Origin of the sequence: Streptomyces sp. GESEQ-35 (assembly GCF_017948485.1) — a bacterium.
Lineage (GTDB): Bacteria > Actinomycetota > Actinomycetes > Streptomycetales > Streptomycetaceae > Streptomyces.
This window is the reverse complement of record NZ_JAFFSX010000055.1, coordinates 1-18,224: the sequence shown is the minus strand read 5'-3', so window position 1 is coordinate 18,224 and position 18,224 is coordinate 1. Positions and strand designations below refer to the sequence as shown.

Below are 18,224 nucleotides of genomic sequence, written 5' to 3'. Positions count from 1 at the left end.
CCCACCCGCCCCCGCCCCCAGCGGATCCCAGTGCTCCGGCAGCCCGAGCACCTCCCCCACGACCTCCCGGCAGAACATCGTCGACGACCCCCCCGCCGACCCCAGCCGCCACACACCCCCGCAGACACAGCCACCCGAATGCGCCCCACGACCCACGGGTCCAAGCTGAAAGAACAAGCCCCCCGAGCACCCCAACGGGGAGGACCCGATGACCACCGCCCACCACCCCCACGACACTCCCGACCTGTTCGCCCTCTCCGACATCCAAGGCCCGGTCCTACGCCCCACGGACGACGGCTACGCCGACGAAGTCACCGGCTTCAACCTGGCCGCCCGCCACATCCCGGACCTGGTCATCGGCGCAACGAACGCCGGCGACATAGTCGCCGCGATGCGCTGGGCCGCAGCCACGGACACCCCCGTAGCCGTCCAGGGCACCGGCCACGGCGCCAACTTCCCGATCGACAGCGGCCTCCTGATCAACACGGCCCGTATGACGGACGTACAGATCAACCCGACCGAACGCACCGCAACCATCGCCGCAGGCGCGAAGTGGCGCCACGTCCTGGAGGCCGGCGCCCTCCACGGCCTCGCCGCGCTCAACGGCTCGTCCACGGACGCGGGCGTGATCGGCTACACGCTCGGCGGCGGACTCCCGGTCCTCGGCCGGACCTACGGATACGCCTCCGACCTGGTCCGCTCCTTCCAGGTCGTCACACCCGACGGCGTCCTCCGCGAGGTGGACGCGGTCCGCGAGCCGGAGCTGTTCTGGGCCCTGCGCGGCGGCAAGGGCAACGTAGGCGTAGTCACCTCGCTCGTCACAGAGCTGATCCCCCTGTCCCGCATCCTCGGCGGCGGCATCTACTGCGCCGGCGAGCACGCGGAACCCCTGCTCCGAGCCTGGGCCGACTGGACGACCACCGTCCCCACCCAGATGTGCTCGGCGTTCACCCTCCTCCGCCTCCCCCCGCTCCCGACGATCCCCGAACCACTGCGGGGCCGCTTCTGGGCGCGCGTAGCGATCGCCTGGACCGGCGACCCGGACGACGGCCGACGCCTTCTCGACCCGATCCGCGCGGCCGCACCCGTCGTGTTCGACACGGTCGACGAGATGGACTACACCGCCGTCGACTCGATCTTCGCCGAGCCCCAGGACCCGCTGCCCGCAAGGGAGTCCTGCGCCCTGCTCGCCGACCTCACCCCCGAGGCCGTCGACACACTGCTGGCGCAGTCAGGCCCCGAGGCAGCACCCGACTACCCCCTCCTGATAGTCGAACTGCGCCACATGGGAGGCGCGTTGGCCCGCCCCACCACCCAGGAGGACGCGATCTGCGCCCGCGACGCGAGCCACCTCCTGGAAACGGTCGCCGTCGTACCGAGCCAGGAGGCGGCCGAGGCCGTCGAAACGGCCACGACAGCCCTGAACACGGCGATGGCCCCCTACGGCACGGGCCGCTCCATGGTCAACATCCACGGCTGCCCGGGCAACGAGTCGGACCGCGCCCGGGCCTGGACGCCGGAGGTCTACGACCGCCTGCGCCAGGACAAGGCGACGTACGACCCGAAGAACCTCCTGCGCTACGGGCACACGGTGACGCCGGCATAGCCTCACCGCACACCACACAGCCGTTACGACACCTCCCGGGCCGTTCGCTACGTCGTACGCCTCCGCCGAGCCCCCGGCCGCCGCTCACTCGGCCGCGTCACCGGATCCCCGGCTTCCACCGCAGCAGTCCGACGCCGCAGCCCGAAGTCGGCGAGCGCCTCGGCCAGCTTGTGCACAGAAGGCTCAGGAGCCATCACATCGACACGAAGCCCATGCTCCTCGGCGGTCTTGGCCGTGGCAGGCCCAATACAAGCGATCACGGTCACGTTGTGCGGCTTCCCGGCAATACCCACCAGATTCCGCACCGTGCTGGACGAAGTGAACAGCACCGCATCAAACCCACCGCCCTTGATCGCTTCCCGGGTCTCCGCAGGAGGCGGCGAGGCACGCACGGTCCGATAAGCGGTCACGTCGTCAACCTCCCACCCAAGCTCGATAAGCCCCGCCACCAGCGTCTCCGTGGCGATATCGGCCCGAGGCAGGAACACCCGATCGATCGGATCAAAAACGGGGTCATAAGGAGGCCAGTCCTCCAACAACCCAGCAGCGGACTGCTCCCCACTAGGCACGAGATCCGGCTTCACACCAAACGCAACGAGCGCCTTGGCGGTCTGCTCCCCCACCGCGGCGACCTTGATCCCCGCAAAAGCACGCGCATCGAGCCCGTACTCCTCGAACTTCTCCCGAACGGCCTTGACCGCGTTCACCGAGGTGAAGGCGATCCACTCGTACCGCCCGGTCACCAGCCCCTTGACCGCCCGCTCCATCTGCTGGGGCGTCCGCGGCGGCTCGACGGCGATCGTCGGCACCTCGTGCGGTACGGCTCCATACGACCGCAACTGGTCGGAGAGCGAAGCCGCCTGCTCCTTGGTACGCGGCACAAGAACCCGCCACCCGAACAGCGGCTTGGACTCGAACCACGACAGCTGCTCACGCTGAGCCGCGGCAGAACGCTCCCCGACCACGGCTATCACGGGCCGCCCGCCATCAGGCGAGGGCAGCACCTTCGCCTGCTTCAGGGTCTGCGCGATGGTCCCCAGCGTGGCGGTCCAGGTCCGCTGCCGAGTAGTGGTACCGGCGACCGTGACGGTCATCGGCGTATCGGGCTTGCGCCCAGCCGAAACCAGCTCACCGGCAGCAGCAGCCACCGAATCCAGAGTCGTCGAGACAACAACCGTGCCGTCCGACGCACCGACCTCGGTCCAGCACCGGTCCGAGGCAGTCCGCGCATCGACGAACCGCACATCGGCACCCTGCGCGTCCCGCAGCGGAACACCCGCATACGCGGGCACCCCGACGGCGGCCGCAACACCCGGCACGACCTCGAACGGCACACCCGCGGCGGCGCAGGCGAGCATTTCCTCGGCGGCGTACGTATCCAGTCCCGGGTCCCCCGAGACCGCACGCACGACCCGCCTGCCGCCCCGTGCGGCCTCCATGACAAGATGTGCGGCATCCCGCACGACGGGGCCCCCAGCGGTTGTTGACGAACCGTCAACAACCGTTAGCTGAGGCGTGCCTGTGCCCGGAAGCGGGTCCGACGAAGGACCCGGGTCCGTGTTCACGACGGCGACGCCGGACCTGGCATGAGCGCGTACGACGTCGAGCACCTCGTGCTCGACGACGAGAACGTCCGCGTTCGCCAGCGCCTCGACGGCGCGCAGAGTCAGCAGTCCCGGATCCCCGGGTCCGGCACCAAGGAAGGTGACGTGCCCGTGTTCCGGACCGGCGGGAAGGTTGGTGGGGCTCACTGTGCTCGCTCCCCCATCAGACCGGCCGCGCCCTGGGCAAGCATCTCGGCAGCGAGTTCACGGCCGAGCGCCATTGCTTGGTCGTACGTCTCGGGCACGGGACCGGTGGTGGACAACTGCACCATCCGCGAGCCGTCGGTCGTGCCGACGACGCCGCGCAGGCGCATTTCCTTGACAATCTGCCCGTCGGCCAAAAGGTCGGCCAGCGCGCCCACAGGGGCGCTGCAACCGGCCTCCAGGGCGGCGAGCAGTGACCGCTCGGCAGTCACGGCGACCCGGGTGAACGGGTCGTCGAACTCCGCGAGCGCTGCGATGAGGTCCGCGTTGTCCGCGGCACACTCGATCGCGAGTGCCCCCTGGCCGGGGGCGGGCAAAACCGTGTCGACCGAAAGAAAATCAGTCACCTCATCAATACGACCGATGCGCTGCAACCCAGCCGCAGCAAGCACAACCGCATCAAGCACACCATCGCGCACGTACCCGACCCGCGTATCCACATTCCCGCGAATCGGAACCGTCTCGATATCCAGCCCGTGGGTGCGTGCGTACGCGTTCAGCTGGGCCATGCGCCGCGGCGAACCCGTACCGATACGGGCCCCGCGCGGCAGGTCGGTGAACTTCAGCGCGTCCCGGGCGACGATCGCGTCCCGCGGGTCCTCGCGCAGCGGGACGGCGGCCAGCGCCAGCTCGTCCGGCTGCCCGGTCGGCAGGTCCTTCAGCGAATGAACCGCGAAGTCGACCTCCCCCTTCAGCAGCGCCTCCCGCAGCGCGGTCACGAAGACCCCCGTGCCGCCGATCTGCGCGAGCTGCTCACGGGAGACATCGCCGTACGTGGTGATCTCGACGAGCTCGACGGGCCGTCCGGTCACCTGGCTCACGGCCTCTGCCACCTGCCCGGACTGGGCCAGGGCGAGTCTGCTTCGCCTGGTCCCCAGTCTCAGGGCCTTGTCGTCACTCATGCCGAGCCTCGGTCTTTCTTGCTGGTGCTGTCCTCGGCGCGGGAGACGGAGGCCACCGTCTCCTGGTCGAGGTCGAACAGGGTGCGCAGCGCGTCCGCGTACCCGGCGCCGCCGGGTTCGGCCGCGAGCTGCTTGACCCGTACGGTCGGCGCGTGCAGCAGCTTGTCGACGACGCGCCGCACGGTCTGGGTGATCTCCGCCCGGTGCTTGTCGTCGAGGCCGGGCAGCCGTCCTTCGAGCCGGGCGATCTCGTTCGCCACCACGTCGGCGGCCATCGTCCGCAGCGCCACCACGGTAGGCGTGATGTGCGCGGCCCGCAGCGCCGCACCGAAGGCCTCGACCTCGTCGGAGACGATACGGCGGACCTGGTCGACGTCGGCCGCCATCGGAGCGTCCGCGGAGGCCTCGGCGAGCGACTCGATGTCGACAAGACGCACGCCGGCGAGCCGGTGCACGGCCGCGTCGATGTCGCGCGGCATCGCCAGGTCCAGCAGGAACAGCACGGGCTCCGGCCGCCATACGGACGGCACCGGCTCGGGCCTGCGCCGCTCGGGGATCCGCCCGGCGGTGGCCGCGGTCGCGGCAAGCGCGGTGATCAGCTCGGCATCGACCTCGGTACGGCGGACGGCTTCCCGGTGGTCGACAGTGCCGTTGTCCACCCAGGTGGCGTGCTGCTCCAGCGTGGCCGCGTCCATGCCGGCCACGGCGGCCTCGCCCATGACGGAGAACCCGGGCTGTACGGCGGCCAGATCGAGCGGGCAGTTCTCTTCGCCCGCCAAGCTGCGGGCATGCGTGCCGCCCGGGGCGGCTCCCGACCCAAAGCGAGGCGGCGGCTCGTAAACGCCGGGCTGCGCGACGACTCCACGGCCGTCCATCGCCGCGGCGATCGTCTCCGCCGCCAGCACCAGCCCCGTAGCCCCCGTGCAGGACACCGCGACATCGGCACGTGTCAGCTCGACCGGCACCGAATCCATCGGTACCGCGCGGGCCAGCACGTGCGTGTCGTCGCCCTCGGTGAGTATCTGCGCGAGGCGCTCGGCGCGGTCGATGGTGCGGTTGGCGATGACGATCTCGGCGACTCCGGCGCGCGCGAGCGTCGCGGCGGCCAGCGAGGACATCGAACCGGCGCCGATCACCAGGGCCTTCTTGCCGCGGGCCCAGGTGTCGACCGGCGTACCGACGGCCAGCTGCTCCAGGCCGAAGCTGACCAGGGACTGACCGGCCCGGTCAATTCCGGTCTCGGAGTGGGCCCGCTTGCCGACCCTGAGCGCCTGCTGGAACAGGTCGTTGAGGAGGCGGCCCGCGGTGTGCAGCTCCTGGGTCGTCGCGAGGGAGTCCTTGATCTGGCCGAGGATCTGGCCCTCGCCCACGACCATCGAGTCCAGCCCGCAGGCCACCGAGAAGAGATGATGGACGGCCCGGTCCTCGTAGTGCACGTACAGGTAGGGAGTGAGCTCCTCCAGGCCGACCCCGCTGTGCTGGGCGAGCAGCGTGGACAGCTCGGCGACGCCCGCGTGGAACTTGTCCACGTCCGCGTACAGCTCGATGCGGTTGCAGGTGGCGAGGACGGCGGCCTCGCCGGCCGGCTCGGCGGCGACCGTGTCCTGCAACAGCTTGATCTGGGCGTCCGCGGACAGCGTGGCCCGCTCCAGGACGCTGACCGGAGCGCTGCGGTGACTCAGCCCTACGACGAGGAGACTCATGCCGGCATCACGGCGGGTACGTCCCCGTCCGGTCCCTTGTCGGCGGCCTCACCGCGGACGGCGGCGACGGGGCCGGCGCCATCGCTCGACGCGGCCTCCTCGCCGGCCTTGCGCTGCTCGTGGAAGGCGAGGATCTGCAACTCGATGGAGAGGTCGACCTTGCGTACGTCGACGCCGTCCGGGACGGACAGCACGGTCGGCGCGAAGTTCAGGATGGAGGTGATGCCGGCGGCGACGAGCCGGTCGCAGACCTGCTGGGCGACGCCCGGCGGGGTGGTGATGACCCCGATCGAGACGCCGTTGTCGGAGATGATCCGCTCGATGTCGTCGCTGTGCTGGACGGTGATCCCGGCGATCTGCTTTCCGGCCATCTCCGGATCGGCGTCGATGAGCGCGGCGACCCGGAAGCCACGGGAGGCGAACCCGCCGTAGTTGGCGAGGGCGGCGCCGAGGTTACCGATACCGACGATCACAACCGGCCAGTCCTGGGTGAGCCCCAGCTCACGCGAGATCTGATAGACGAGATACTCGACGTCGTAGCCGACACCACGGGTCCCGTACGACCCCAGATACGAGAAGTCCTTGCGCAACTTGGCGGAGTTGACCCCCGCCGCGGCCGCCAGCTCCTCGGAGGAGACCGTGGGTACCGAGCGCTCCGACAGTGCGGTCAGCGCGCGGAGATACAGCGGAAGCCGGGCGACGGTGGCCTCGGGAATCCCTCGGCTACGGGTCGCCGGTCGGTGAGTTCGGCCAGTTGCCACGGTGCTCCTGCGGGTAGAGCGGGGCTGCAGGCGGTCACACGTACCCAGACCGCCCCGTCGAAAGCAGGCTATGTCTTTGTGAACGCGTGCACAAAGATGGTGTCCGATTTGCCCGGCCAACGTGACCGGGGTCACGCGCCGTTCCCTCGGGGCCGCCACGGGGGTCAAAACCGAACACTCTCCTCAACGATCCCCACCCCCGAGACCAGGTCGCGTCGATCCTAAGTCAGTTTCCGGACGACTTGGACTGGTCGGTCAGTACTACGTCAGCGCCTTCCGAAGGCGATCCTCGTTCACGCGCCAGAAGGTGTGCTGCTCCCCGTCGACGAGTACGACAGGGATCTGTTCCCAGTACTGGTCGTGGAGTTGGGGGTCCTGGGTGATGTCCTTCTCCTCCCATGGAACACCCAGCTCCGCACAGACCTTCTCGATGACGAGCTGTGCGTCATCACACAGATGGCAGCCCGGCTTGCGGATGAGGGTGACAAGCCGGTCACGCGAGCCGGCCCGCCGCCGGAAGAGAGGACTCATACGGCCATTCTCGCGCGGTGACGACGACTGTTTAACGACATGTTTAACGACACGGTCGCGGAGAGTTCACAGCCACCAAACCTCCCGACTCCGGAACCACCGAACAGACTGGCTATGCTCACGCCATGGCCGCTCTTGGATGGCTCACTCCCCGTAGGCGCTCCGCCACCGCCCGGAGCGTGTTGGCAGGCGAGGCCTCGGCGGAGGCCGCACGCAAAACCACACAGGAGCAGGAACCGCCGCCGTCCGCCGAGAAGGACCAGGGCGAACCGGAGTTCCCCGTACTCGGCGACGACAAGGCCGCCGCGTTCTTCGACCTGGACAACACGGTGATGCAGGGCGCCGCCATCTTCCACTTCGGCCGGGGCCTGCACAAGCGGAAGTTCTTCGAGACCCGCGACCTCGCCAGGTTCGCCTGGCAGCAGGCGTGGTTCAGGCTGGCCGGCGTCGAGGACCCCGAGCACATGCAGGACGCGCGCGACTCGGCGCTCTCCATCGTCAAGGGCCACCGGGTGGCCGAGTTGATGACGATCGGCGAGGAGATCTACGACGAGTACCTGGCCGACCGGATGTGGCCCGGGACGCGTGCGCTGGCCCAGGCACACCTGGACGCGGGGCAGAAGGTGTGGCTGGTGACCGCGGCGCCGGTGGAGATCGCCACGGTGATCGCGCGTCGCCTGGGCTTCACGGGCGCGCTGGGCACGGTCTCCGAGTCGGTGGACGGCGTGTACACGGGCAAACTGGTCGGCGAGCCCCTGCACGGCCCCGCGAAGGCGGAAGCGGTACGGGCACTGGCCACGGCGGAGGGCCTGGACCTGTCCCGCTGCGCCGCCTACAGCGACTCCCACAACGACATCCCGATGCTCTCCCTGGTCGGCCACCCCTACGCCATCAACCCCGACACCAAGCTCCGCAAGCACGCCCGCGAACTGGACTGGCGCCTCCGCGACTACCGCACAGGCCGCAAGGCCGCCAAGGTGGGCATCCCGGCCGCGGCCGGCGTCGGAGCGGTGGCGGGCGGCACGGCGGCGGCGATCGCCCTGAGCCGGCGACGCCGCTGACCGCGGACCACGCCGGGTCACGTCCCAAACCCCGGGCAATCCAGTGGTCGTACCCCTGCACCGCCCCATCCAGTCCCCTTGGCTGCACACGGCCACAACACGCCCCGCTCCTGACCGGAACCCAACCAAGGACGATCAACAACCGGTCACAGTGCGGCACTTGATCGACCGTCAATCGGTTACAGAAGCGACGGAATCGATGATTTGAGCAACTGGGCGTAGCAATGCCTGCACGAAGCGTTATTCTCCTCAGACGCAAACCGGTACCCCTCCGTCGCTACGACGGGTGAACGGTCCCGCACTGCACGTGATGGAAGCTCTGCCTCTGGGAGTCCCGTGTACCCACACGTCGGGGTTGACGCCTCGGGCCTGGCTACGCTGCGCGCAACGGTCGAAGACCTGTTGCGCGGCTTCGTCCCCACCGCGTACGCCGGCCCCGCCCTTGCCGTAGCCACAACAGCACCGGTCGGCCCCTGCTACGCGCTCGCCGACGGCAGCGCGGCCGTCAGCAGACGGGGGCGCTCGGCCGGTGCCACCACCGCTCGCCGTCCGGCAGCGGACAGCGACAGCGCGCGCATGATGGACCTCGTCGAGCGCGCTCAGGCCGGCGAGGCCGATGCCTTCGGACGGCTCTATGACCAATACAGCGACACTGTTTATCGGTACATCTATTACCGGGTGGGAGGAAAAGCGACCGCCGAGGACCTCACGAGCGAGACCTTTCTGCGGGCGCTCAGAAGGATCGGCACCTTCACCTGGCAGGGGCGGGACTTCGGGGCATGGCTGGTGACCATCGCCCGCAATCTCGTCGCCGATCACTTCAAGTCCAGCCGGTTCCGGCTGGAGGTGACCACCGGGGAGATGCTCGACGCCAACGAGGTCGAGCGGTCGCCCGAGGATTCGGTGCTCGAATCCCTCTCCAACGCCGCACTGCTGGATGCCGTACGGCGGCTCAATCCCCAGCAGCAGGAGTGCGTCACGCTCCGCTTCCTCCAGGGCCTCTCCGTCGCCGAGACCGCCCGCGTGATGGGCAAGAACGAGGGCGCCATCAAGACCCTCCAGTACCGTGCCGTCCGCACCCTCGCCCGGCTCCTCCCGGACGACGCCCGCTGACCGCCCGGATACGCACAGCAATCACCAACTCACCTACAGTGAAAGTCTGTTGACTCCGCCGTCGGATCATCCATCGTCCGTAACCCAAGTGCCGCGCCACTCGTTGTGCGGGATGCAGGCTCCCTGTGGTCACTCCCTGGCCGTCTTCGATCACTCGATCGTGTTGATTTGGTCAGGGTGTGCAACCCTCAGGACCCCCTGGGGAGTCGACCGTCATGACGAGAGGAGGTGCCGCCAGTGATCGCGAACGTATCGGCGCACCGGCGGGCGAACGCCTTCGCCCAGGCCCTGGAGGAGTCCGACCGGGGCTCGGCGGCCGAGCAGTCCGAGGCCTCGGCAGCGGCTGCTGCGGATGAGACCGAGCAGGGGCGCCTGTTGTCCCTCACGACCGGTCTCGGCGAGCTGCCCAAGCCGGAAATGGACCCCGAGGTCAAGGTCGTCCAGCGAGCCCAGCTGGTGGCCGCGATGGAGGCCATGCTCCAGGAAGGGGCCGTGGGTGGTGGGGCGACTGAGCCTTTGATGCCGGGGCAGCGGTCTCCTCGAGGGCACGGTGCCCATCGGGCGAGCCCGTTGGGCAAGTTGCGGCCGCGTACTCGGCTGGCCAAGGGGCTCACCGCCGGTGGGCTCAGTGTCGGCGTTGCCGCCGGGGCCTTCGGCGGAGTCGCCGCCGCGAGTTCGGGCGCGCTGCCCGGCGACTCGCTGTACGGGCTCAAGCGCGGCATAGAGGATTTCAAGCTCAACTACCTGGCCGACGGGGACGACGAACGTGGCCGTTCCTATCTCGACCAGGCGTCGACGAGGCTCAGCGAGGCCCGGCGACTGATGGAGCGGGACCGTGGCGGACAGCTCGACCACGAGTCGCTCGGCGAGATCCGCCGTGCCCTGTCCGGCATGACGCACGACGCCTCCGAAGGCCACCGCCTGCTGAGCGCGGCCTATTCACGCGACCCGGAGTCCCTGGGCCCCATCCAGGCCCTCTCCACCTTCTCGAGTTCGCATCGCGATGCCTGGGGCGCGCTGCGCGAGCGGCTGCCCCTCCAGCTGGGTGACGTGAGCGATCAGGTGTCGTCGGTCTTCGACGCCATAGACCAAGAGGTCGCCCCGCTACAGTCCCTGCTTCCGCAGCCTCCGGCCCCAGGGGGCGGCGGTGCCGGTCAGCGGCAGGGCTCCGGGTCGACGTCCGACGGTTCCTCCGGTGCCGATCGGTCCGCGGCGCCGAGCGCGGGAACCGGCTCGTCGGACGGTAGCAGCGGTTCCAGCAGCACGAAGCCCAGCAAGCCGTCCAACTCCGGTAGTGAGGGCGGCGGTCTGCTCGGTGGCAGCACCGGCGGTCTGCTCGATCCGCCGAAGAACCCCGGCAGCGCTTCCCCCTCCGGAAGCAGCAGTCCGAGCGCCGAGCCGGACGTCACGCTTCCACCGCTACTCCCGGGCCTGCTGCCCGGACTCGGCATCAACGGCGAGGACATCGAGTAGGGGTCACGGCGGCAGTACGACGATGGGGGCGCCCTTCTCACAGGGGCGCCCCCATCGTCGTACAACCGTCTCCTCGGTCAGAAGAAGACCGACCGACGCTGCACCAGCAGCTTGGCCCCTCCTGTCTGCTGCCCTTGCACTGCTTCGCAGGCTGCGGACAGCTGCGCCGGACTCCGTCCGGCGGCTTCACCCGACCGGGATCGCCGTCCTGGGGACATCCTGTCGTCGACAGCCACATCCGTGAGCCGACTCAGAAGAAGACCGACCGGCGCTGCACCAGCAGCTTGTAGAGGGTGTGCTGGATCTGTTCCCTGACCTGGTCGGTCAGGTTGAACATCAGCATGGGGTCCTCCGCCGCCTCCGGGGGATAGCCGTCGGTGAGGATCGGCTCGCCGAACTGGATCGTCCACTTCGTGGGGAGCGGGACCGCGCCCAGTGGGCCCAGCCACGGGAAGGTCGGGGTCAGCGGGAAGTACGGGAAGCCCAGGACCCGGGCCAGGGTCTTGGAGTTGCCGATCATCGGGTAGATCTCCTCGGCCCCGACGATCGAGCACGGGATGATCGGGGTGCCCTGGCGCAGTGCCGTGGAGACGAAGCCGCCGCGGCCGAAGCGCTGGAGCTTGTAGCGCTCACTGAAGGGCTTGCCGATGCCCTTGAAGCCCTCCGGCATCACCCCGACCAGCTCGCCCTGGGCCAGCAGGCGTTCGGCGTCCTCGGCGCAGGCCAGGGTGTGGCCGAGCTTGCGGGCCAGTTCGTTGACCACCGGCAGCACGAAGACCAGGTCGGCCGCGAGAAGGCGGAGGTGGCGGCCGTCCGGATGGTGGTCGTGGACGGCGACCTGCATCATCAGGCCGTCCAGCGGGAGCGTGCCCGAGTGGTTGGCGACGATCAGGGCGCCGCCGTCCGTGGGGATGTTCTCGACGCCCTTCACCTCGACCCGGAAGTACTTCTCGTACACCGGGCGCAGCAGGGACATCAGGACATGGTCGGTGAGTTCCTCGTCGTAGCCGAAGTCGTCGACCTCGTAGTCGCCCGTCAGGCGGCGGCGCAGGAAGGCCAGGCCGCCCGCGATGCGCCGCTCCAGACCTCCGTCGTCCTTGGGGGGCTGCTGGGGCGGCTGTTCCTCACGCGTCACAGGTACATCATCCTGCGGGAGCGCCCGCCCCGGCAGGGGCTGGACCTCACGTACGAGCGCGGGCTCACCGTTCTTGCGCCGGCTCCCCGCGCTCCGGCGCCGCGGCGGCCGCTGAACAGCGCTCCCACGGGACCGGTCGTCGTCGAACGGAATGACCTTGGCGTCCGCCATCGTTGATGCGCTCCTCAGTTGGCGCTCTGCGTCGGGAGGTGGCCGCTGCCCGGAAAGGGCAGCGCGGCGATCCGGTCGACGGCCCCCGCGAGGGCCTCCGGTGGCAGGAGTCCGGGACCGCGGCTGCGCGCGAACTCCGCGAAGGTCTCGGCGGTCGTGTACTTCGGCTTGAATCCGAGCGTCTCACGCATCTGGTCCGTCGCCACGACGCGGCCGTGGGTCAGCAGCCGGATCTGTTCGGGCGAGAAGTCGGTCATGCCCAGCGTACGCACCAGGGAGCCCGCCCAGGTGACCGCCGGCAGCAGCAGCGGCATGGTGGGCCGCCCGAGCCGCCTGGAGCACTGGGAGAGCAGCAGGGCGCCGTCTCCGGCGATGTTGAAGGTGCCGCTGTTGAGCGCGCCCCGCTCCGGTTCGTGCGAGGCGATCCGCAGCACGTCGATCACGTCGTCCTCGTGCACGAACTGCAGTCGGGGGTCGTAGCCGAACACGGTCGGCAGGATCGGCAGCGAGAAGTACGAGGCGAGCGGCGTCTCGGCGGTGGGACCGAGGATGTTGGCGAACCGCAGCACGCAGACGGCGACGTCCGGCCGGCGGCGCGCGAAGCCCCGTACGTACCCCTCGACCTCGACCGTGTCCTTGGCGAAGCCGCCGCTGGGGAGGGACTTGGGAGGGGTGGTCTCGGTGAAGACGGCCGGATCGCGAGGTGCGGACCCATAGACGTTCGTACTGGACTTCACGACGAGCCGCTTGACGCTGGGGGACTTCTGACAAGCACCCAGCAGCTGCATCGTGCCGATGACGTTGGTCTCCTTGACCGTCGCCCGGCTTCCGCTGCCGAGCGCGGTGGCCGTCACGTCCATGTGGACGACGGTGTCGGCGCCCGTCTCGGCGAGCACGCGCGCGATGGTCGGCTGCCTGATGTCGGCCTGGATGAAGTCGGCGCCGCCCAGATGATGCGCGGGCGGGACCGCGTCCACGGCGACCACCCTGTCCACCTGTGGGTCACGCTGGATCCGTCGTACGAACCGGCCCCCCAGCTGACGGGCCACTCCGGTCACGAGCACGACCTTCCCCAAGATCAGCGCCTTCCTTCCAGGAATCGTCCAGACCTGACACACCGCTGCTCGTTACCCTGCCGTGTTCCCCGTGTGCCGCCAACTTAGCGGGTCGATGTTGCGCTGTGATGACCGCCCAATGCACGAAGTGACGCCATCCACAGACGTACGAACAGACCCAGCCATGTGAAACACAGGCGTACGCACAGAACGGCTGTGGGACGAGACGCGTGTGGCCCCCCACCGGGTGTGGTGGGGGGCCACTGACACGCTCTCGCGGCGTTGCGCCGTCAGTAGTCCTGGTCCTTGCGGACCGTGGACTACTTCTTGTTGCGACGCTGAACGCGCGTGCGCTTGAGCAGCTTGCGGTGCTTCTTCTTAGCCATCCGCTTGCGCCGCTTCTTGATAACAGAGCCCACGACTACCCTCGCTCACTTCTCATCACTCGGCGTTGGGCGCCATGGGCCCATACGACCTACAAGGGGCCAGCCTACCCGTCCGAGCGCTGAGGTCGTAATCGAGGGGACCGGGGCAGATCCCATGGTGCCCTGAGGATCTCCCCGGCCCACCGTCGTCAGGCGGTTTCCACCCCCACATAGCTCTCGCGAAGGTACTCGTGAACCGCGTTCTCGGGGACGCGGAAGGACCGCCCCACCCGGATCGCAGGCAGATGACCACTGTGCACCAGTCGGTACACGGTCATCTTCGACACTCGCATCACCGAGGCGACTTCCGCCACGGTAAGGAACTGAACCTCGCTCAGAGGCCTCTGCTCAGCAGCCATGACACACCTGAACCTTCCGCACTCGACGGTCACCGGCTTCCCCTTCCGGTGACGCTTCGTCGTTGCGTGCTCACTCCCCAATGTAGGGGCGGGTGATGCGAGTGGGGAAGAGGTGCAGCCATCGGCGACCTACTGTGACAGACACGCTCGATTGAGTACGTAGCGGGTAAGCGGCAGGTAGTAATCAGACCGCACAGCGTCATCAAGTGGAACGACGACGGACACGGACCCCTCGGCCTCCCCCACGAAGAGCGCAGGGTCATCGGTATCCGCAAGACCAATGGCCTCAAACCCCAGCTGACCTGCTCCGCAGACCCACCCGTGATCCCCGATCACCAACCCGGGCAACGGCCCGCCCGCCTCGGCCGCCGCCGCCAGTACGGTACGAACCGGCAGCGGCGAGTGCGTGTGTGCGCCGGTCTCACAACCGGAGCGGAGAGCGTCCGGTTCTCGCATCAACGCGACTCCTCGTACGTAGTCAAGGTTGTACGTGCGTAGACCGAACCGGGTCGTTATGTCGACACAGCGACCCTGCGCCGGTGTGAGTACGGCACATCCTGCCGCCGACAGCGCGTCCGCCAAGGCGGCGTAGAAGCCGAGCAGACGGTGAGGATGCCCGGTGCCGAGGAGCACAGGCACGCCACGCTGCGCCGCTGTCGCGATCCGATCGGCGAAGGCATCGAGGGCGGCCAAAGTCAGCTCAGGATCGATCACATCATGGCCGGAGATACATGCCGGATCGGCCGAAACCCCACACTTGTCCGCCATCAAACCGATCAAATCCCGCTGCCGCCAAGTCCATTCAGGATCAATCCCGATCAGCACCCGGGGATCACGGGCAGCGAACAGCCGATAACTCCGCAGGCTCTCCTCCCGGGACGTGGCCACGGTCCCAGCAAGCCGGGCAGCCAACAGATGCGCGCGCAGGGCGCCGGTGGTCAACACGCGTGTGATGCTGACGGACGGGAGCTGGAGCCGTCAGGGGAACGGGGGAACACCGCACAGTTGGCGTAAGGCTGTCACCCGCTACGGCAACATCCCCCGCAACGGAAACACGGCCCGCCGCGTAGCCAGCACCGCCTGATCCAACCGATCCGCAGGGTCGTACCCCGCATCCCAGTCGGCGAAGGCCACCGGCCACCGCCCGTCAGTCATCCGGGCCGGCCCCAACTGCCGGGTACGGGCAAAGACCTGCTGCCGCCAGCCCTCGGGAATCATCACCTCGGGCTCCACAGGCCGCCCAGCCGCAATGGCCACCAGATGCGTCCAAGATCGCGGCACCACATCCACCACGGCGTACCCGCCCCCGCCCAGGGCGACCCACTTCCCCCCGGCGTACTCATGAGCCAGCTCATGACACGCAACCTGCACAGCCCGCTGCGCATCCAGCGAAACGGCAAGATGGGCCAACGGGTCCTCGAAGTGTGTATCGGCCCCGTGCTGCGTGACGAGCACATCCGGCTGAAAGTCGGCAACCAATTCCGGCACGACCGCGTGAAACGCCCGCAGCCATCCCGCGTCCCCGGTCCCCGCCGGCAACGCGACATTCACCGCCGACCCTTCCGCGGTCCCCTCCGCCCCCGTCTCCTCAGGCCACCCGGTCTGCGGAAACAAGGTCCGAGGATGCTCATGCAGCGAAATCGTCAGAACCCGCGGATCCTCCCAGAACGCCGCCTGCACCCCGTCCCCGTGATGCACATCGACATCCACATAGGCGACCCGCTCGGCCCCCAACTCCAGCAACCGGGCAATGGCAAGCGAGGCATCGTTGTAGATACAGAACCCCGACGCGCCCCCGGGCATCGCATGATGCAACCCACCCGCGAAGTTCACCGCATGCAGCGCATCCCCGTGCCACACAGCCTCCGCCGCCCCCACCGACTGCCCGGCGATCAACGCGGACACCTCATGCATCCCGGCGAACGCCGGATCATCCACCGTCCCGATCCCGTACGACACGTCCGCCGCCCCGGGATCCTCCGACGCCGCCTTCACCGCGGCGATGTAGTCCTCCCGATGCACAAGCCGCAACGTCGACTCGCCGGCCGGCTTGGCGGCCACGACATCCACGTCCCGGTCGAGCCCGAAGGCATCGATCAGACTCCGGGTCAGGGCGAGCCGAACCGGATCCATCGGATGGTCCGGACCGAAGTCATAGCCCGTTACTGCCTCGTCCCACATCAGCTGTGCGCGGCCGCTCATGCCCGCCACCGTATCGGTCCGGTTGAGTTTCGAACGACCGGGCGTACACGAACGTCACCAGCACCAACACCATCGGCACGAGCATGGCCCCGCGGTAGCTCCAGGCATCCCCCAACGCCCCCACCAACGGCGAACCGATCAAGAACCCCACATAGTTGAAGACATTCAGCCGTGCGACGGCCGCATCCGAAGCACCGGGGAACAACCGCCCGGCCGCGGCAAAGGTCTGCGGCACCAGCACACACAACCCCAGCCCCAACAGGGTGAACCCCAGCATCCCCACCCAGGCCCCAGGCGCCCCGGCCACCACAGCGAACCCCACAGCAGCCACCAGCGCCCCGCCGCGTACGACCATCGCGGCCCCGAACCGCCGCACCCCGAAGTCCCCGAGGGCCCGCCCTATGAGCGTCGTCACCATGTAGACGTTGTACGGAACGGTAGCCAGCTGCTCCGAACTCCCCAGCACATCCTGGAGATACTTCGCACTCCAGTTGGAGACGGTCGAGTCCCCGATGTACGCGAAGGTCATCACCAGACACAGCGGCAACAGCATCTTGAAGACAAGGCCCCCGCCTTCACCCCCCGCTACGGCCGCCTCCTTCTCGGGCGCCACCCCGTCGACGTACCACCGACTCCCCACCAGGGCGACCGGCACGAGCACCACCACAACCGGCAGGTAAGACACGGCCAGCGCAAGATCCCAGTGCGCTCCCACCCACGCGAGCGAGGCCCCGACAATCCCACCCAGGCTGTACGCGGCATGGAAGCTGAGCATGATGCTGCGCCCGTACGACCGCTGCAGACTCACCCCGAGCATGTTCATCGACGCGTCCAGGGCCCCCACGGCGAGCCCGAACGCGCCCAGCGCGACGCCGAGTTCAATCATCCGGTCGCCGGCAGCGACCCCGAGCAGCGCCAGGAGCACGACGGGCTGGGACCAACGCAGCACCACACTGGGCCGTATTCGCTTCACCAGCCGCTCGGTCGTGACGCTCCCGACCCCGGCGAGAATCGGCACCGCCGCCAGGAAGGCAGGCAGCAGCGCGTCGGACACGCCGTACCGGTCCTGAATCGCAGGGATGCGCGTCACCAGCAGCGCAAAGGCAACACCCTGCGCGAAGAAGCCGAACGCCAATGAGGCCCTACCGCGCCGCAGCACATCAGTCATGGCGGCGAGCGTAGAGCCCCGGGGTACCGCTGGGTATATCAAGCCAAAGATGAATTTTCCTCAAGTTTACTTTGGGGCGGCCTCAGGCCAGCAGATCAAGCAAATCCCCCATGCCGGAGAAGAGTTGAGTCGCCCCCACCAGCCTCGCCGCAGGGGTCATGGCGGTGAACCCGTACACGTCCATGTCAGCCGCCACGGCCGCCCTCACCCCCAACGGGCTGTCCTCCACCACCACACACCGCTCCGGCGCGACCCCCATCCGCCCGGCCGCGTACAGAAACAGATCAGGCGCCGGCTTCCCCCGACCCACGTCCTCCGAGCTGAAGATCTGCCCATCCCCGAACCACCGGTCCAGCCCCGTCGTCCGATGCCCCACCCGAATCCGTTCATGACTCCCGGACGACGCCACGCAGTACGGCACCCCGTCCGCCGCCAACTTCTCGAGCACCCCGACGGCCCCGGCCACCGGCTTCAACTCCCGCTCGAAAGCCGCGAACACGCGCGTGTGGAAGACATCGTCGAAGTCCTCCGGCAACCGCTGCCCGGTCCGTTCCTCCACCAGATCGTGTACGCGGTGCATGGCGGCGCCCATGTAGTCGCGAAGGGAGTCCTCGTACGAGGTCGGATGCCCGAGCTCGGTGAGATAGGCGGCCAGTAGCCCGTTGGAGATGGGCTCGCTGTCGACGAGCACTCCGTCGTTGTCGAAGATGACGAGGTCATAGCGCATGGCTACGAGCCTAAACCGATCCGA

At 68.6% G+C, this 18,224-nt stretch carries 17 protein-coding genes; 4 read left to right on the top strand and 13 right to left on the bottom strand.

The window, feature by feature from the left end:
- Positions 1-208: 208 nt before the first annotated feature.
- Positions 209-1,606, top strand: a complete 1,398-nt coding sequence (locus KCH87_RS48015) for an FAD-binding oxidoreductase (RefSeq protein ID WP_210594381.1) — start codon at positions 209-211, stop codon at positions 1,604-1,606.
- A 47-nt stretch (positions 1,607-1,653) separates the two neighbouring features.
- On the opposite strand, the gene KCH87_RS48010 is transcribed toward KCH87_RS48015, so the two are convergent.
- The 5 genes from KCH87_RS48010 to KCH87_RS47990 all read right to left on the bottom strand — a co-directional run bounded on the left by KCH87_RS48010 (position 1,654) and on the right by KCH87_RS47990 (position 7,311).
- Complete coding sequence (locus KCH87_RS48010; RefSeq protein ID WP_210594380.1) at positions 1,654-3,357, bottom strand: bifunctional uroporphyrinogen-III C-methyltransferase/uroporphyrinogen-III synthase; 1,704 nt, start codon at positions 3,355-3,357, stop codon at positions 1,654-1,656.
- Positions 3,354-4,316 (bottom strand): hydroxymethylbilane synthase, encoded by a 963-nt coding sequence (hemC, locus tag KCH87_RS48005; RefSeq protein WP_210594379.1) that lies wholly within the window; start codon positions 4,314-4,316, stop codon positions 3,354-3,356. The genes KCH87_RS48010 and hemC overlap by 4 nt, the downstream gene beginning before the upstream one ends.
- Positions 4,313-6,019 (bottom strand): glutamyl-tRNA reductase, encoded by a 1,707-nt coding sequence (locus KCH87_RS48000; protein ID WP_210594378.1) that lies wholly within the window; start codon positions 6,017-6,019, stop codon positions 4,313-4,315. The genes hemC and KCH87_RS48000 overlap by 4 nt, the downstream gene beginning before the upstream one ends.
- Complete coding sequence (locus KCH87_RS47995) at positions 6,016-6,780, bottom strand: redox-sensing transcriptional repressor Rex (protein WP_210594377.1); 765 nt, start codon at positions 6,778-6,780, stop codon at positions 6,016-6,018. Before KCH87_RS47995 ends, KCH87_RS48000 begins: the two co-directional genes overlap by 4 nt.
- A gap of 261 nt (positions 6,781-7,041) precedes the next feature.
- Positions 7,042-7,311 carry a glutaredoxin family protein gene (locus KCH87_RS47990; protein ID WP_210594376.1) on the bottom strand — a complete coding sequence of 90 codons (270 nt, stop codon included), beginning with the start codon at positions 7,309-7,311 and terminating at the stop codon, positions 7,042-7,044.
- Positions 7,312-7,436: 125 nt separating this feature from the next.
- On the opposite strand from KCH87_RS47990, the gene KCH87_RS47985 reads away from it, so the two are divergent.
- From KCH87_RS47985 to KCH87_RS47975, 3 genes are all read left to right on the top strand, one after another.
- A complete protein-coding gene (locus KCH87_RS47985) occupies positions 7,437-8,372 on the top strand; it encodes an HAD family phosphatase (RefSeq protein WP_210594375.1) in 936 nt (311 codons plus the stop codon).
- Between the two features lie 336 nt (positions 8,373-8,708).
- Entirely contained in the window at positions 8,709-9,485 is a 777-nt protein-coding gene (locus KCH87_RS47980) for an ECF subfamily RNA polymerase sigma factor, BldN family (protein ID WP_210594374.1), read from the top strand.
- A 237-nt stretch (positions 9,486-9,722) separates the two neighbouring features.
- The gene (locus KCH87_RS47975; RefSeq protein WP_210594373.1) at positions 9,723-10,958 is read left to right on the top strand and encodes a DUF5667 domain-containing protein; all 1,236 of its coding nucleotides are present in this window, start codon (positions 9,723-9,725) and stop codon (positions 10,956-10,958) included.
- Positions 10,959-11,208: 250 nt separating this feature from the next.
- On the opposite strand, the gene KCH87_RS47970 is transcribed toward KCH87_RS47975, so the two are convergent.
- From KCH87_RS47970 to KCH87_RS47935, 8 genes are all read right to left on the bottom strand, one after another.
- Positions 11,209-12,264 carry a lysophospholipid acyltransferase family protein gene (locus KCH87_RS47970; RefSeq protein ID WP_210594371.1) on the bottom strand — a complete coding sequence of 352 codons (1,056 nt, stop codon included), beginning with the start codon at positions 12,262-12,264 and terminating at the stop codon, positions 11,209-11,211.
- Positions 12,265-12,278: 14 nt separating this feature from the next.
- Positions 12,279-13,340: an NAD-dependent epimerase/dehydratase family protein gene (locus tag KCH87_RS47965; RefSeq protein WP_210594369.1), complete on the bottom strand. Its 1,062-nt coding sequence runs from the start codon at positions 13,338-13,340 to the stop codon at positions 12,279-12,281.
- A 299-nt stretch (positions 13,341-13,639) separates the two neighbouring features.
- Positions 13,640-13,738 carry a 30S ribosomal protein bS22 gene (locus tag KCH87_RS47960; protein ID WP_003948845.1) on the bottom strand — a complete coding sequence of 33 codons (99 nt, stop codon included), beginning with the start codon at positions 13,736-13,738 and terminating at the stop codon, positions 13,640-13,642.
- 155 nt (positions 13,739-13,893) lie between these two features.
- Positions 13,894-14,103 (bottom strand): helix-turn-helix domain-containing protein, encoded by a 210-nt coding sequence (locus KCH87_RS47955; protein WP_016437488.1) that lies wholly within the window; start codon positions 14,101-14,103, stop codon positions 13,894-13,896.
- A gap of 129 nt (positions 14,104-14,232) precedes the next feature.
- Positions 14,233-15,048: a phosphatase gene (locus KCH87_RS47950; protein WP_210594367.1), complete on the bottom strand. Its 816-nt coding sequence runs from the start codon at positions 15,046-15,048 to the stop codon at positions 14,233-14,235.
- An 81-nt stretch (positions 15,049-15,129) separates the two neighbouring features.
- Positions 15,130-16,305 (bottom strand): acetoin utilization protein AcuC, encoded by a 1,176-nt coding sequence (locus KCH87_RS47945; RefSeq protein ID WP_210594365.1) that lies wholly within the window; start codon positions 16,303-16,305, stop codon positions 15,130-15,132.
- Positions 16,256-17,473, bottom strand: coding sequence for an MFS transporter (locus tag KCH87_RS47940; RefSeq protein ID WP_210594363.1), 1,218 nt, complete (start codon positions 17,471-17,473; stop codon positions 16,256-16,258). Before KCH87_RS47940 ends, KCH87_RS47945 begins: the two co-directional genes overlap by 50 nt.
- Before the next feature lie 82 nt (positions 17,474-17,555).
- Positions 17,556-18,200 (bottom strand): HAD family phosphatase, encoded by a 645-nt coding sequence (locus KCH87_RS47935; protein ID WP_210594361.1) that lies wholly within the window; start codon positions 18,198-18,200, stop codon positions 17,556-17,558.
- Between the last annotated feature and the right edge of the window lie 24 nt (positions 18,201-18,224).

Bases quoted from the DNA above. Each gene is read 5' to 3' on its own strand.
- KCH87_RS48015 (WP_210594381.1), top strand. From the start codon at position 209: ATGACCACCGCCCACCACCCCCACGACACTCCCGACCTGTTCGCCCTC.
- hemC (WP_210594379.1), bottom strand. From the start codon at position 4,316: ATGAGTGACGACAAGGCCCTGAGACTGGGGACCAGGCGAAGCAGACTC.
- KCH87_RS48000 (WP_210594378.1), bottom strand. From the start codon at position 6,019: ATGAGTCTCCTCGTCGTAGGGCTGAGTCACCGCAGCGCTCCGGTCAGC.
- KCH87_RS47990 (WP_210594376.1), bottom strand. From the start codon at position 7,311: ATGAGTCCTCTCTTCCGGCGGCGGGCCGGCTCGCGTGACCGGCTTGTC.
- KCH87_RS47985 (WP_210594375.1), top strand. From the start codon at position 7,437: ATGGCCGCTCTTGGATGGCTCACTCCCCGTAGGCGCTCCGCCACCGCC.
- KCH87_RS47970 (WP_210594371.1), bottom strand. From the start codon at position 12,264: ATGGCGGACGCCAAGGTCATTCCGTTCGACGACGACCGGTCCCGTGGG.
- KCH87_RS47955 (WP_016437488.1), bottom strand. From the start codon at position 14,103: ATGGCTGCTGAGCAGAGGCCTCTGAGCGAGGTTCAGTTCCTTACCGTG.
- KCH87_RS47945 (WP_210594365.1), bottom strand. From the start codon at position 16,305: ATGAGCGGCCGCGCACAGCTGATGTGGGACGAGGCAGTAACGGGCTAT.
- KCH87_RS47940 (WP_210594363.1), bottom strand. From the start codon at position 17,473: ATGACTGATGTGCTGCGGCGCGGTAGGGCCTCATTGGCGTTCGGCTTC.
- KCH87_RS47935 (WP_210594361.1), bottom strand. From the start codon at position 18,200: ATGCGCTATGACCTCGTCATCTTCGACAACGACGGAGTGCTCGTCGAC.